Annotated in this window: 13 protein-coding genes; 7 read left to right on the top strand and 6 right to left on the bottom strand. The window is 43.8% G+C overall.

Features of this window, described 5'->3' with window-relative positions:
* The first annotated feature begins 145 nt into the window (after positions 1-145).
* Positions 146-1,264 (top strand): flagellin, encoded by a 1,119-nt coding sequence (locus FIV04_RS08170; protein WP_150872701.1) that lies wholly within the window; start codon positions 146-148, stop codon positions 1,262-1,264.
* Here the strand turns inward: FIV04_RS08170 and FIV04_RS08165 are convergent.
* Both FIV04_RS08165 and FIV04_RS08160 read right to left on the bottom strand, forming a co-directional pair.
* Positions 1,261-2,109, bottom strand: coding sequence for a sterol desaturase family protein (locus FIV04_RS08165; RefSeq protein WP_152468826.1), 849 nt, complete (start codon positions 2,107-2,109; stop codon positions 1,261-1,263). The two genes, FIV04_RS08170 and FIV04_RS08165, sit on opposite strands and share 4 nt — an antisense overlap.
* A 64-nt stretch (positions 2,110-2,173) precedes the next feature.
* Entirely contained in the window at positions 2,174-3,211 is a 1,038-nt protein-coding gene (locus FIV04_RS08160; RefSeq protein WP_152468825.1) for a DUF2804 domain-containing protein, read from the bottom strand.
* Positions 3,212-3,398: 187 nt separating this feature from the next.
* On the opposite strand from FIV04_RS08160, the gene FIV04_RS08155 reads away from it, so the two are divergent.
* The 3 genes from FIV04_RS08155 to FIV04_RS08145 all read left to right on the top strand — a co-directional run bounded on the left by FIV04_RS08155 (position 3,399) and on the right by FIV04_RS08145 (position 7,161).
* A complete protein-coding gene (locus FIV04_RS08155) occupies positions 3,399-4,457 on the top strand; it encodes an AraC family transcriptional regulator (protein ID WP_152468824.1) in 1,059 nt (352 codons plus the stop codon).
* Between the two features lie 141 nt (positions 4,458-4,598).
* Positions 4,599-5,120, top strand: a complete 522-nt coding sequence (locus FIV04_RS08150; RefSeq protein WP_152468823.1) for a DUF2058 domain-containing protein — start codon at positions 4,599-4,601, stop codon at positions 5,118-5,120.
* Positions 5,121-5,556: 436 nt separating this feature from the next.
* Complete coding sequence (locus tag FIV04_RS08145; RefSeq protein WP_152468822.1) at positions 5,557-7,161, top strand: BCCT family transporter; 1,605 nt, start codon at positions 5,557-5,559, stop codon at positions 7,159-7,161.
* Positions 7,162-7,374: 213 nt separating this feature from the next.
* Here the strand turns inward: FIV04_RS08145 and FIV04_RS08140 are convergent, their stop codons facing one another.
* Both FIV04_RS08140 and FIV04_RS08135 read right to left on the bottom strand, forming a co-directional pair.
* Positions 7,375-7,563 (bottom strand): hypothetical protein, encoded by a 189-nt coding sequence (locus FIV04_RS08140; protein ID WP_150872694.1) that lies wholly within the window; start codon positions 7,561-7,563, stop codon positions 7,375-7,377.
* 261 nt (positions 7,564-7,824) lie between these two features.
* Entirely contained in the window at positions 7,825-8,715 is an 891-nt protein-coding gene (locus FIV04_RS08135) for a LysR family transcriptional regulator (protein WP_152468821.1), read from the bottom strand.
* Between the two features lie 119 nt (positions 8,716-8,834).
* On the opposite strand from FIV04_RS08135, the gene FIV04_RS08130 reads away from it, so the two are divergent.
* Together FIV04_RS08130 and FIV04_RS08125 are read left to right on the top strand one after the other, a co-directional pair.
* Entirely contained in the window at positions 8,835-9,809 is a 975-nt protein-coding gene (locus FIV04_RS08130) for an aldo/keto reductase family oxidoreductase (protein WP_152468820.1), read from the top strand.
* Positions 9,810-9,818: 9 nt separating this feature from the next.
* The gene (locus FIV04_RS08125; protein ID WP_152468819.1) at positions 9,819-10,214 is read left to right on the top strand and encodes a heme-binding protein; all 396 of its coding nucleotides are present in this window, start codon (positions 9,819-9,821) and stop codon (positions 10,212-10,214) included.
* 105 nt (positions 10,215-10,319) lie between these two features.
* Here FIV04_RS08125 and FIV04_RS08120 read toward each other — a convergent pair whose 3' ends face one another.
* Both FIV04_RS08120 and FIV04_RS08115 read right to left on the bottom strand, forming a co-directional pair.
* Complete coding sequence (locus FIV04_RS08120) at positions 10,320-11,693, bottom strand: L-cystine transporter (protein WP_152468818.1); 1,374 nt, start codon at positions 11,691-11,693, stop codon at positions 10,320-10,322.
* Positions 11,694-11,878: 185 nt separating this feature from the next.
* Positions 11,879-12,574, bottom strand: a complete 696-nt coding sequence (locus FIV04_RS08115) for an NAD(P)H-binding protein (protein ID WP_152468817.1) — start codon at positions 12,572-12,574, stop codon at positions 11,879-11,881.
* Positions 12,575-13,252: 678 nt separating this feature from the next.
* On the opposite strand from FIV04_RS08115, the gene FIV04_RS08110 reads away from it, so the two are divergent.
* Positions 13,253-13,864: a flavin reductase family protein gene (locus tag FIV04_RS08110; protein WP_152468816.1), complete on the top strand. Its 612-nt coding sequence runs from the start codon at positions 13,253-13,255 to the stop codon at positions 13,862-13,864.
* Positions 13,865-13,935 lie beyond the last annotated feature (71 nt).

The raw sequence follows: 13,935 nt of genomic DNA, 5'->3' as shown, positions 1-13,935 counted from the left end.
TACTAAATGCGACAGATAGCACAACAAATCGGACGAAAAAGGAACAGATATATTAAAGTTGGCTCATAAAGTGCCGATAGGTTATTAAATGCATAATGTTCATGTAAATTATTGATGTTTTTATAAATGTAACTAGGCGTACAGTATGGCTATAAATGTAAATTCAAATGTATCGGCTATGACAGCTCAGCGGTTTGTAAATAATGCCAGTTCCCAAGTCAGTACTTCAATGGAACAGCTGTCATCAGGCTACAAAATAAATAGTGCTCAGGATGATGCAGCAGGTCTGCAGATATCGAATCGACTTAATGTACAAAATCGAGGTCTTGAGGTGGCAGTAAGAAACGCTAACGATGGAATCTCTATCGCTCAGACGGCGGAAGGCGCCTTAAATGAGACGACCAATGTACTCCAAAGGTTGCGTGATTTGTCTCTACAAGCTTCGAATGGCTCGAATTCAAAAGATGATCGGCTTTCGATTCAAGCCGAGGTTACAGCGCTTAATGATGAGCTCAATAGAATTGCGGAAACGACTTCATTTGCTGGTTCAAAGTTGTTAAATGGCTCGTTTCAAGATAGATCGTTTCAAATTGGTGCTGATAGTGGAGAGGCGGTTGTACTGAGCCTACAAAACGTACGATCTGACAGCCTTTCTGCTGGTGGCATGTTTTTGCGGACAGCTGAGGGAAAAGCTGATGACTGGACCTTACCTCGAGACGCATCACTAACAGTTGATATAGCTGACGAATATGGTTTTGAACAGGTGACGTTTGATTTGAAGAAAGGCAGCGACCTAGAAGAAATCGCGACAAGAATCAATGGCCAGCAGGATATTGTTAACACATCGGTTGATGGAGAGGGACGATTACAAATATTTTATGGGCCTGACTTTAACGTTAATCTCGATGGCGATTTCCTTGAAATAATGGGCGCACCAGAATATCGCTATGAGACTGTGTCTAATATTGATGTAACTTCTCAAGGTGGTGCCCAAAGGGGAATTGCTTTGGTCGACCAGGCTTTAGAGTATGTTGATTCGCATCGAGCTGAGCTTGGAGCTTTCCAAAACCGGCTTGGGCACGCTATTAGCAACCTAAACAATATTGATCTCAATGTGCAGGCATCAAAAAGTCAAATAAGGGATACAGACTTTGCAAAAACAACAACAGAGTTGACCAAATCTCAAATACTACAACAGTCTTCTAGTTCAATTTTGGCGCAGGCTAAACAAGCTCCAAACTCAGCCCTGAGCTTGTTGGGTTAGTCAGTTGGTGGCGTGAACATCATTTTAAGCTTTTCACGCCAACTGTATTCACTGTTTCTGAGGTCTTGAAAAATCAGTTTCCACTCTTGGAAGGTGACAGTTAGAGGGTTATCACTGTTGACTGGCTTAGTGGTGCCGTAACGAACGGTTTCCACTTCCGGTTCAAAAGTGCCAAACAGTTTGTCCCATATGATGAGCACGCCTGCGTAGTTTTTATCAATGTATTGTGGATTACGACCATGATGAACACGATGGTGAGAAGGTGTGTTGAACACCCACTCTAAGGGACCTAATGTGCGTATCCATTGTGTATGCACGAAGAACTGTAAACCAAGGTTGAGAAGTACGACGAATACTACCCACTTAGGCTCAAATCCGATGATCACTAATGGTAGCCAGAAGACCCACATGCCAGAGATTGGATACATCAAGCTTTGACGAAAGGCAGTACTAAAATTCATTCGTTCAGAGCTATGGTGGGCAACATGCGATGCCCACATCCAGCGTGTTCTGTGACTCGCTCGGTGGAACCAGTAATAGCAAAAATCTTGCAATATCATTAGACAGAGGAAGCTGACCAACCCCATTTCAATCTCGATGAGTCGCCAACCAAAGAGCCAAAGATACAGGTGTGCAACTAATAGTCCCGTCACCAAATCGGAAAGTTGGTGCATTCCTGCTAGAGTAAAATTGCAAGCGACTTCCGTAACGGTATAGCGCGAGTTTTCTGGTAGGTGTCCCTGCTTTTGACCAATGAAATATTCAGCGAGCATACAAGCGATGAAAAGTGGTGCAAGTACCACGAGTAACCATTCTGGGTTGTTGATGAGTGACTCTATGTTCATCGGATGCCTCGGTATGTATTAGTAACAGTTTTGGGTAGATAGGTTTATTGGGTAGTAACTTCGCTTACCAACACGCAAAATGATCTTCAGTTAATCCAAGTACATGCTCGAGCTGATGTATGACCCCATAGTTATCTGTTATCGAGCCAGAAAAGTGGCCGATAAACTGACGAAAATTGCTCTTAAGCACAATCAAATTGAGTTTTTCACTGCGTTTATTGCAAGGCGTAAAAGTCAGATCAATTCGTCGATCTTCAGAGTGAATCTGCCAAGGTTGAGTGATGTCATCACGGTTAAATTCAAAGTGGACGGCAGGGAGGAGGTGTTTTGTGCCCTCTATCCAAAGTGCGTTCTCACACGTTCCGGTTTCATTGACGCCTGCCGCCAGATTCAACCCGAATCGAATCAGTTTTGAGGACTCTCCAATAAGATGCGTATTAATACTTGCCCAGCGCCAGCTCGTTTCCCGACGCATAAAACCAGCTGAAAAGTCGTAGCCTCCTAAGGCGTGCTCCAGGTCCACTTCATGGCTGTTAATGGTCAGGTTTCCGTTTACTGAAAGCGCGTTGTGTTTCTGGGTATAGGTCCAGCCTGAGTAGCCAGTTGGTGTTGTCATTGAAAGCGGCTGACTATCTTCTTTGCCTATGAGTTCAAGGTTGGCTTGTACGTGCTTGGTATTTATCTCTACTGCCCAATTACCTTTATTAATGTCAAATTTGATTTGGCCGCGAGCAATTTGCGTGACACCTTGGTAGGGAGAAGATGTTGTCACTTTGTCTAGAGAGAATGGGCGAAGCCAAGACTGCTCTTCAAGACTGTTGTCGTTGATGTTGTACACATAGCAGAATGCGGAACCCAGATAGCGAATATCGGCGATCGCAACACCGATGACATAGTTTGCTGTAACCACGCTGACAAATTGGAACTGCTTGTAATGAAAGTAGCGTTGCCATCGATTGGCTGGATTATCCATCACGTTGCGATAATCGAACCTCTCAATATTAAGCTCGTGAGGGACTGTATCGAACTGACCGACAACAGGCTTGCCCTGAGAATCAATGATACTTCTAGGTGCTTTTCGGGTGATTTCAGGTTTAATCATGATTAAAGTTTACATGGCATTAACATAATGACTATTCTAGTGAGCCACTTAGCGAAAGGTTAGGTCATTATCGGACATTAATCAGCTTGCTATCACGCTCTGTGATTTGGAGATGGTAAAGTTCCAATAGAGAGACCAACTCAACTATTGATTAGAAGGGGAGCAGACGACGGGTTATGGAAGAGTCATGACTGAAGAGAAAGTATTGGCGGCATATCAACCAAGTAGTGCTCATCAACCATTGGGAAGCTTAGATATTGCGTTGCTGCTTGATAGCTTAGAATCACGAGGCATCGACTGTAAAGCGTTGTTGTCTTCTCTTGGCCTAGCCAATATTGATTGGCAAGATCCTAATATTCAACTCAGCTTTGCCGACAAGTTGATTGTGTTCAAGGCTGTGAATCGCCTATTACCTCAAGAAGGTCTGGGTTTGTGGCTTGGACAACAGGCGAGGTTGAACCACTTTGGTGTGCTGGGTTACGTGCTGGCGACGAGCGCAAACGTGTTGGAAGCCGTCAAGAGTGGCTTCAAATATCTTCGGCTCAACGGTCCTATATTCTCCGTGGTACTGATTCAGGACTCTGATGAGGCGATTATCCGAATCGAGAACTCGTTAGACATAGGTGAAATGTTGCCTTTTTGCTGTGAGTACTTTTTCAGCTCTATTGTATCTCTTTTCTATCAGTTGACTCGTCACCCCCTGAAAATTAATGAGCTACGCCTTTCTTATCCAGAGCCTATCGACGATTTATGTCGCCATGGAGACAAGTACCAAAATCGGTTTGGTTGCAATGTTGAATTCAACCAAACATTTTGTGAGCTCCGTTTTAATAGTGATTTACTCCATGAGCCTTTGCCGAGTCACGATGCTGCATCCTTAGAGCATTATTTATCCTCTTGCCATAGCATCATGGCGAGCCTCGGTTCTCCGTCAATCTTTAGTAACCAAGTGAGAGCGATGCTTTATCAAGAACCTGGCCAGTTTCCAACCATAGAACAGTTGGCTGGTGAATTTGGCTGTTCTTCACGAACGTTGCGACGGGAGCTCTCGAAAGAGGAGACGAGTTATCATGATTTGCTTGCTGAAGTCCGCCGAGAATTGGCCAAGGAGCTGTTGCTAAATACTGACATCAGTGTTGAAGATATAGGGGAACGTCTTGGTTATAGCGATTCTGCTAATTTCAGACGCGCATTTAAGAGTTGGATGAAACAGACACCAGCGCAATTTCGCCAACGTTTGTCCTAGATTTGGTGCTAGTTAAGTGGCGGTAATCGCGAGTTTAGAGATTTGACTCTTTATCCTTGTCATAAACCGAGCTGGGGATATAAACAGAATGACAAAAAACAGGTATGATAGTGCCGTTTTTAATCCTGAACTGGGAAAGTCATGGCAAAGTTAACACTCCAAGAGCAGATGCTAAAAGCTGGCTTGGTTAATGAGAAAAAGCTGAAAAAAGCAAAGAAAGGCTCTAAGAAGTCACGTGTTCAAGCTCGCGAGGCGAAAGCAGCCGCTGAAGAGAACCGTTTGGCGCAACAAGCGAAAGATAAAGAGCTGAATCAACAAATGAAAGAGAAACAGCTGAGCAAAGAGATCAAAGCTCAGGTGAAACAGTTGATTGCGATGAACAAGATCGAGCAAAAAGATGGCGAGATCAAATACAACTTTACTGACGGTACGTTAGTTAAGTACCTATACGTCGAAGAGCTGACTCAAAAGCAGCTAAGTAAAGGTATTTTAAGTATTGCTCGTGATGGCGAAGGATACGTGATTATCCCGACCAGCGTTGCGAACAAGATTGCGATGCGTGACGAGGAATCTATCGTTGATACTCAGGCGGCCTCAGAAGAAGAAGTTGATGAAGATGACCCGTACAAAGACTTCGTCGTGCCAGATGACTTGATGTGGTAATCTGGCTTTAAGTTAAAACGAATTGAAAATGCAGTTGCACTCGTATGAGTCAACTGCATTTTTTTATGCTTCGAGCATGGTAATCACGTCAAATGGGATGGCATCGTTAACCGTTTACTGGGATGAGTAATACACCTATTCTGAGCAAGAAATTTAATTTGTACTCTAACTATTTTTTGAAAAAAGTTACCACTATTAAGTTCTTTATAATCAGGTAGTTATGCTGTTGCTGGTGAGTTAGTGCGCAGGCTTTGCCAAAAAAGTGTTTTATTCTGTGTTATAATAGCGTCCTCGGGATTGAGTAAGACGTCGTAAGTGATTGATTAAATACACTTATTTTTACCCTTTTATATGGTATGGCGCGCTGATCAAATTTTAATTGGATATGGAGTTGGTCCTTATATTCGGATTGTCGAATATGTGTGCATCTTAATTTATGAGTTTTAAGTCAAAAAAATACAGTATAGATTCAACAGATTATCAAGTCGGTCAAGACAACATTAACAAGTGGGGCATGGATGTCCACAACACGGTTTTCACTGCTTCGGCAGGCCTTTCAATTCTCTTCATCGTAACACTTCTCGCAATGGCGCCCGGCGATGCAAAAGCTGCAATCGACGCGGTGAAAGGCGCAGTACTCGCAAACTTCGATTTCCTGTTTATGTGGGGTGCGAACCTTTTCCTTATTTTTGCTATTGGTCTGGCATTCTCTCCATTGGGCAAAATTCGCCTTGGTGGTGAAAATGCGACCGCTGACTACACTATGGCTTCTTGGATTGCGATGCTGTTTGCTGCGGGCATGGGTATTGGTCTTATCTTTTGGGGTGTGGCAGAGCCTACAGCGTTCTTCACTAACTGGTTCGGTACGCCGTTGAATGCAGAACCTTATACTGCTGCTGGTCGTGAAGCAGCTCTGGGCGCTACGGTATTCCACTGGGGTCTGCATGCGTGGGCTATCTATGGTATGGCAGCGCTTTGTTTAGCGTACTTTGTTTACAACAAAGGTTTACCACTATCGATGCGTTCAGTTTTCTACCCAATTCTTGGTGATAAAGTCTGGGGTAAAACAGGTGACGTGATTGATGTGATGACGGTTCTAGTAACGCTATTTGGTCTAGCAACTTCTCTAGGCTTAGGTGGTACGCAGGCAGCAAGTGGTATTAGCCATGTGTTTGGTCTTGAGAACAACCTATTCCTACAACAGTTAATCATCGTGTTGATTATGGTACTGGCAATTGTTTCTGTACTTCGTGGTATGGACGGTGGTGTAAAACTACTGAGTAACCTAAACATGATTATCGCGTTTGTTTTCCTAGGTTTCATCGCGGTGCTTAACTTCACTACGGTTCTAGACTCACTAGCGACAGCGGTAACGGGTTATGTGAAGAACATTATTCCACTTAGTCAAACGACAGGTCGTGAAGACACAACTTGGTTACATGGTTGGACAGTATTCTACTGGGCATGGTGGGTAGCATACGCACCATTCTTCGGTATGTTCGTTGCGCGTATCTCTAAAGGTCGAACGGTTCGTGAGTTCCTACTATGTGTTCTTATTATCCCTACGCTTGTGACTACGGCTTGGATGTCTATCTTTGGTGGTGTGGCGATTGAACAAGTGATGGACAAGGTCGGCCAATTGGGCATTGACCAAGGTATCGCTGATGTTTCTCTAAGCTTGTTCTATATGCTAGATGCTTATCCATTAGGTAACATTCTATCTGTGATTGCAGTTGCGCTTATTATCGTATTCTTCGTAACGACTCTTGACTCTGGCTCTATCGTTATCGATGGTATGACTGCAGGCGGTAAGCTAGAAGTACCAGTTCGTCAGAAGGTTATCTGGGCAGTCATTTCAGGTGCTATTGCGATGGTGATGCTGTGGATTGGTGGTACACAATCAATTCAAGCGTTGCAATCAATTACAATCATTGCAGCTCTGCCGTTTACTATCATCCTACTACTAGGCTGTGTCAGCCTGATTAAAGGTCTTCTAACAGAAGTTGATCAACCAAAAGTAGCAGCTGATACTGCGAAATAATTACGTGTTGTGAGCTTAGGTGATGCTTTGCAGAATCCTGAGCTACACCATTAGAGTTATCAGTAACACTTAGAATGAAAAACGCCCTTGTTTCTGCAAGGGCGTTTTTATTTGTCTAGCCATCGCTATGAATCACGTCTAAAAGGGCGATGGGCCATCGAAAGATGTTAGTGACGGTAAGCTGATAGTCGTTAAAAGGGCTTCAGCTGAGGATTACCTTTCTGGGATTCGACTATAGACATTGCTATTCACATCAAGGTTGTCAGACGAGAGTTCGGCCAACACACGCTGTTCGTACTGTTCATAGCCATCGAAGCGGCATTCGCCGATCTCATTTCGTGGGCACACCTGTACATGGTGTCTTTCGATTAATTCGGTCGAGCAGAACGGGCAGTATTTCATACATCCTCCTGATTGTACTCATTGTCTCAATGGGTAGTTTCAGTAACGCAAATTCATGTTTCCATTTGATGGCACTTTTAAGTCATGACTTAAACGAGTGATGTGCATTCCAGTGCGTACACAAACACATTGGCTATCACAACGTTATTCGAAAGGGGATGCACAGACGATCACTTGAACCTTTTTTGAAAGGTAACAAATTGTGTCGTTTGGCGTTATATTCACTTTTCTGGTAGCAAGTTGAATTGCTGATAAATAGCGTTACTTTTCGAGTTTATGCTTCTCGAAGTAGTCTTGAACAAACTGTACAAAAGCTTTGTGCTTTCTGGCTGGGTAGACCATTTGAGGATAAAACAGGTAGATGGAATTTCCGTTTGCGATGCATTCATGAGTAAGTAGTGGTGTTAGGTTACCTTGTTTGATCTCTTCAGCAACGTAATAACTAGCGATACGAATAATGCCGCTGCCACGCACTGCTTGTTGCTTTAAAAGGTGGTTCTCGTTACTTGAGAGCCAACCAGAAACATGCACGCTACCACTATTAAATGGCCATTCATGTTGGTGTAGGGTCGCAAGACATTGATGATTTTGCAGATCATCTAGTGTGTTAGGTTCACCGAACTTTTCTAGATAGCTCGGCGCCGCGACGAGATCATGCTGATAGGAAAACAGCTTTTTAGCCACCATATTTTCTGGTGGCGTGTTGGTGGCGCGAAATGCTATGTCGATATCTTCGCGGTTGAGGTTGTATGTGGTGTAGCTGCTGTTTATCTCGAAATAGATGTCTGGGTAAAGCGCTTGAAAGCGTTGGCAAAGGTCAGAGAGAAAGATCTCAGTAAACATCTTGGGCGCGGTGATTCTTAGCACCCCTTTAATTGCTTCATGCTCATCCGATACGCTTCGTTCAAGGTCAAGTACTTGAGAGCGAATAACCAGCCCTTGAGCAAGTGCGCGCTCACCTTGAAGCGTGAGTCGGACACTGCGTGTAGTTCGAACCAGTAACGGGCACTCTAAATCACTCTCCAACCGTTTTATTTGTTCGGATAAGTAACTTTTTGAAATACCGAGTTGTTCTGCAGCTTTGGTGAAATTGAGCTGTTGAGCCAGTTCAACAAACAACATCAACCTTTCTATTCGCTTGTGCTCATTCATCTCTTATCTCCAGTATCAATTTGTTCATTATAGCGAACAATCATTTCGGATTCAGGCTATTCTGTTTTTCTCGTAGAACAATATGATTAAGGCTGATTTTATGAATACGAGAATGAATAATGAAAAACGTACTTCCTTTGTCAAAACACCTAACTAATGTCAGTGAAATTGCATACGGCTGTATGGGGCTAGGCGGCGGTTGGAACGACAACCCTGTTTCTCAAGACGATGTGTACCAAACACAGGCTATTATCGAAACGGCAATGGCTTCAGGTATTAATCTTTTTGACCATGCTGATATCTATACATTTTCTAAAGCTGAACAGGTATTTGGCCAAGTATTAAAGAGCCAGCCTGAGTTGCGCGATCAAATGTTCCTGCAGTCGAAGTGTGGAATTCGTTTTCAAGGTGAAGGTAACGTTGGACGTTATGATTTCTCAGCACACTGGGTACAGAGTTCAGTTGATGGCATTCTTGAACGCTTAAATACGGAAAAGTTAGACGTACTCTTGCTACACCGTCCTGATCCGCTGATGGAGCTCGATGAGTTAGCTCGTACACTCCAAAATCTGCATTCTGCGGGTAAGGTAGAACACTTTGGTGTGTCTAACATGAGTGGCCATCAAATTGAGTATCTACAATCTGCTCTTGACCAACCTCTAGTAGTGAACCAGATGGAGATGAGCCTTGCGAAACTGGATTGGCTCAACGATGTTGTTCTGGTTAACTCTCAAGGCTTGAATGAATCAGATTGGGCTCCAGGTACGCTAGAATACTGCCGCACCAATGGTGTTCAACTTCAAGCATGGGGCTGTTTGGCGCAAGGACGTTTTTCAGAGCAGGGCTTAGATTCGGAAGATGAAAATGTTCGAGCGACTTCGAAATACGTTCAACAGCTTTCTGAAAAATACGGTGTGACTAGTGAAGCGATCGTATTAGCGTTTCTTCTGCGTCATCCAGGCAGTATTCAACCGGTGATCGGTACAACTAATCTTGACCGAATTCGTGCAAGTGTTGCTGCGAGTATGGTTAACCTAACTCGCGAAGAGTGGTACAACCTATTTGTTTACTCTCGTGGCCAAGCTCTACCATAGGTGACAACCATGCTGACTTTAAACAAAGCTCAACAAGCTGTGGCGATGGCTATTGAAATCGCGACTCAGAATCATCAGCAAATTGCCGTCGCTGTTTGTGATACTCACGGTGAATTGGTTTCATTCGCTAAGATGGACGAAGTAAGTGTTCAGGCTGGCCTGTTAGCAAAAAGCAAAGCGTATACGTCGGCGCGTGATCGTCAACCAAGTGGCAATTTAGGTGAGTGGGCACGAGCTACCGGGAAGGATATCGGTTATTGGAATGACCCGAATATCACAGGCTTTAAAGGTGGCGTGCCTATCGTCGTTGATGGCCGTGTTGTTGGAGCAATAGGAATCAGTGGCTTGAGCGAGGAAGAGGACGAACTGCTTGCTGTGTCGAGTATTTCCGATCTCGATCTTTAGTCTTTTTGTGCTTGAAATAAAAAACCGATGCAATGCGCATCGGTTTTTTCGTTCTGGCTTGAATGAGTTTACATAACTTATCTTAAGTCGACGCTTTCAACCCAATTACGCTTGAGCTTGCTGAAGGTCGTCTTGCTCTTCTTTGTTACCTAGAATGCGGCTTGTAATTGTACCTGCCGTCATTGCACCAGATACGTTAAGCGCAGTGCGAGCCATATCGATAAGTGGCTCGATAGAGATAAGCAGAGCAGCGATAGTTACAGGTAGTCCCATTGCAGGTAGTACGATTAGTGCTGCAAACGTGGCACCGCCACCTACGCCAGCGATACCAAATGAGCTTACTGTGATAATAGCAATCAGCGATAGGATGAAGTTGATGTCCATCGGGTTGATGCCCATAGTTGGCGCAACCATCACTGCTAGCATTGCAGGGTAGATACCCGCACAACCGTTTTGACCGATTGTTGCACCGAATGACGCCGACAGGTTTGCAATCGCTGGTGGCACGTTAAGTTTAGTGATTTGCGCTTCAACGTTCAGAGGAATTGTTGCTGCCGAACTGCGCGATGTGAACGCAAACGTCAGTACTGGCCAAATCTTCTTGAAGTATTCTTTCGGGTTAACGCCAACAAATGAAACCAATACACCGTGAACTACAAACATCAGTAGAATAGCTACATAAGAAGCGACGATGAAACCAAGTAGGCTCAGAATGTCAGATGCGCTTGATGTCGCGACAACTTTCGCCATTAGAGCTGCAATGCCGTATGGAGTCAGAGCCATGATCATCTTAACAAGGCGCATCACAATTGATTGCGCTGCTTCTACGAAAGTACGAATCGGTGACTCTAGTTCTTCTTTCTCTGCCATCACTTTACGTGCTGCAATACCTGTTAGCACACCAAAGATAACAACGGCGATGATTGATGTAGAGCGAGCGCCAGTAAGATCAGCAAATGGGTTAGTTGGAATAAAGCTAACCAGCATTTGAGGGATAGTTAGGTCAGAGACACGGTCGGCGCGAGTTTCTAGTGCTGCTAGACGTGCTGTTTCACGTGCACCTTCAGTGAGCCCTTCTGCAGACAAACCAAATGCCTGAGTTACAATGATACCGATCACGGCCGAGATAGCGGTTGTAGCTAACAGTACAGAGATGGTGATTCCTGAAATCTTACCCAGTGAACCACCTTTCTCTAATTTCACAACAGCGGCAATCATAGACACTAGTACCAGTGGCATGATGACCATTTTCAGTAGACCCACGTAGCCGCGGCCAACAATGTTAACCCAGTCTAAGGTTTCTTTAATGATCGGGTTACCTTCGCCGAATAGCAGCTGTAGCCCAAGACCGAAACCACTACCAAAGACAAGACCAAGTAGAACTAGACGTGAAAGTGTGTGTTCTTTTTTCTGCTGTCCGTAGAGAAAAAAGAGAATACCAGTGAATACCGCTAAGGCAGCGATAGCAGGGAATGACATTGAATTTCCTTATGAATTACTTCAGAACGATAGGAGGCCTAGATATATAGGCGTGAGTACTGTTAGCTAAAATAACGTTCTGTAACAAAACGTAAAATAAGGAAAAGTAATTTGATAGATCAATTAGTCATATCTAAAAGAGTCATTGTTCGGATATTCAACAGAGTGATGTTTCAGTCATCAATTTAGCGATATTTCGCCAAAAAATTGAGCATGTCACTCGAACTAAAGATTTCGACATTTTTGAAATTATTTTCGAATAATTTAAATAGTATCGCCTTGGCAACCGACTCAGACTCTATCGGACGAAGGTTTTTTAAACGACCAATCATAAAAGGTCTGAAAAGAGGAGAGAGTGTTTGTAGGAGCTTTTCATCAGATCTTGGCTTCGTTCTATTACCCAGCAGTGGTCCAGGCCTCGCAATAAACAATTGCTTGAAACCAATGCGAATTAAGTTTTGTTCCATCTGTCCTTTGCATTTTAAGTAGTGTGAGTAAGAAGTGGGAGAAGCGCCATAGCTGGATACAACGGCAACGCGCTCAACACCCAAAAACTTCATCGTTTGAGCGACGTGAGTCACCAATTCTACATCTACCTTACGTAATGCTGCTTTTGAGCCTGCCTGCTTTATGGTTGTACCCAGGCAAATAACACCGAGCTTTGGTCTTGGGTGATCATCGTTCCACTGGGTGACATCGAGGTCGTTGTTGATGATTTGGACCAGCTTATTTGAAGCGGGCTCTGTTACTATTTGGGAGCGAGTGAGTGTATAAACGGTTTTTACCGAAGATTCATTTAACAGGTGTTGCAATACATGACCACCAATTAACCCCGTCGCGCCTGCTACGATAACGGAAGAATTGTCTCCTTGAATGGACATGCGGACTCCTTAGTGAGTAGAAATGTAGTGAATCTATAATACTGAGTACTTTAGTTTTGGAACAATCTACTCAGAAGATCCAGAAAAATCCGTGAATTGCGCTACAAATTGTTCATGTTTACAGCGAGTTGGCATCAGAGAGCAGTCAACAAAGGACACGGTGCTAAATAACTGAGCACTCGGAGCAATGGACGGTTTAGTAACTTAAGGCGCAATAAAACAAAAGCCCGCGGGGAGCGGGCTTTCTGGCTTGCGCTGGAGACGGGCGCTTACCTAAGTGAAGGAGAGTGGGATTTTCTTCACCTTTTTGCTTTGTTTACCAGATTTATTCGGCTTTCTTCTACTTTGGTTAGCGAACATAAAGACCTCCTAAATCTTATTTTGCTAAATGTGTACCTCAGCTTTCGTTCCTTGAAAGCCGTACACTTGGCTTTTCATAGTGAGTGACTTAAAGCACTTTAATAGAAGCATAACTGATGCCAACTTTTAAGTGATTGATTTTATTGGAATACAATATTGAACGGTCCAGGATTGTTCAAATTGACAGTCAAAATGAGATTTTTAAGTCGATTTTGTTCAATTCGACAACAAACACGGAGTCAAAAGGGACTTATCGATAGATAGATTAGGCGATAGCAAGTACACTGATTGTTACTTTGTCACAGCCAAGGATGCGCGATGAACCTCCAGTTCGATACTCTCTCTGCAAATGAAATCTACCACCTGATGACTCAAACGGTTGTACCTCGTCCAATAGCATGGGCGTTAACCAAATCAAGTGGTGATGTATTTAACCTTGCTCCGTTTTCCTACTTCACTCCAGTATCGAGCCAGCCTCCATTGTTGATGCTTTCTGTTGGAAAAAAGCCGACAGGTGAAATCAAAGACACCGCCAAAAATGCAATAGAAACCGGTAAGTTAGTTATTCATATTGCGTCTGAATCCTCTGCAGAAGTAATGACGGCTACAGCTGCAACACTCGAGCACAATCATTCTGAAGTACAAGCGAACGATATTGAGTTAGTCGAGTTTGAAGGTTTCTTTTTGCCTCGAGTTAAATCTTGCTCTGTGGCGTTTGGTTGTACGTTGTTTGAAGTTAAAGAAGTGGGAGAGGTTCCACAAAGCTTGGTATTCGCAAAGGTTGAAGCGGTATACATTGCTGAAGAGATTATCGATCAAACCAGTGAGCGATTGAAAATTGATGCGCTAGCGCTAAACCCGTTGTCACGCCTTGGTGGCGGTGAATACGCGACGCTCTCAAATGTTTTTTCGGTAGCGCGACCAAAATAATCGAAAACAGAGTCAACGATGGGCTCTGTTTTCTGGTTTTACTATGTAAGAAACTATTTTTCTACGTAAGA

The sequence above is a fragment of the Vibrio sp. THAF190c genome, assembly GCF_009363355.1.
GTDB classification, from domain to species: Bacteria; Pseudomonadota; Gammaproteobacteria; order Enterobacterales; family Vibrionaceae; genus Vibrio; species Vibrio fortis_A.
Note: the sequence above shows the minus strand (reverse complement) of the source record. Positions and strands in the feature narration are given on the sequence as shown.

Bases quoted from the DNA above. Each gene is read 5' to 3' on its own strand.
- FIV04_RS08120 (WP_152468818.1), bottom strand. From the start codon at position 11,693: ATGTCATTCCCTGCTATCGCTGCCTTAGCGGTATTCACTGGTATTCTC.
- FIV04_RS08135 (WP_152468821.1), bottom strand. From the start codon at position 8,715: ATGAATGAGCACAAGCGAATAGAAAGGTTGATGTTGTTTGTTGAACTG.
- FIV04_RS08125 (WP_152468819.1), top strand. From the start codon at position 9,819: ATGCTGACTTTAAACAAAGCTCAACAAGCTGTGGCGATGGCTATTGAA.
- FIV04_RS08145 (WP_152468822.1), top strand. From the start codon at position 5,557: ATGAGTTTTAAGTCAAAAAAATACAGTATAGATTCAACAGATTATCAA.
- FIV04_RS08165 (WP_152468826.1), bottom strand. From the start codon at position 2,109: ATGAACATAGAGTCACTCATCAACAACCCAGAATGGTTACTCGTGGTA.
- FIV04_RS08115 (WP_152468817.1), bottom strand. From the start codon at position 12,574: ATGTCCATTCAAGGAGACAATTCTTCCGTTATCGTAGCAGGCGCGACG.
- FIV04_RS08140 (WP_150872694.1), bottom strand. From the start codon at position 7,563: ATGAAATACTGCCCGTTCTGCTCGACCGAATTAATCGAAAGACACCAT.
- FIV04_RS08155 (WP_152468824.1), top strand. From the start codon at position 3,399: ATGACTGAAGAGAAAGTATTGGCGGCATATCAACCAAGTAGTGCTCAT.
- FIV04_RS08150 (WP_152468823.1), top strand. From the start codon at position 4,599: ATGGCAAAGTTAACACTCCAAGAGCAGATGCTAAAAGCTGGCTTGGTT.
- FIV04_RS08110 (WP_152468816.1), top strand. From the start codon at position 13,253: ATGAACCTCCAGTTCGATACTCTCTCTGCAAATGAAATCTACCACCTG.
- FIV04_RS08170 (WP_150872701.1), top strand. From the start codon at position 146: ATGGCTATAAATGTAAATTCAAATGTATCGGCTATGACAGCTCAGCGG.
- FIV04_RS08130 (WP_152468820.1), top strand. From the start codon at position 8,835: ATGAAAAACGTACTTCCTTTGTCAAAACACCTAACTAATGTCAGTGAA.
- FIV04_RS08160 (WP_152468825.1), bottom strand. From the start codon at position 3,211: ATGATTAAACCTGAAATCACCCGAAAAGCACCTAGAAGTATCATTGAT.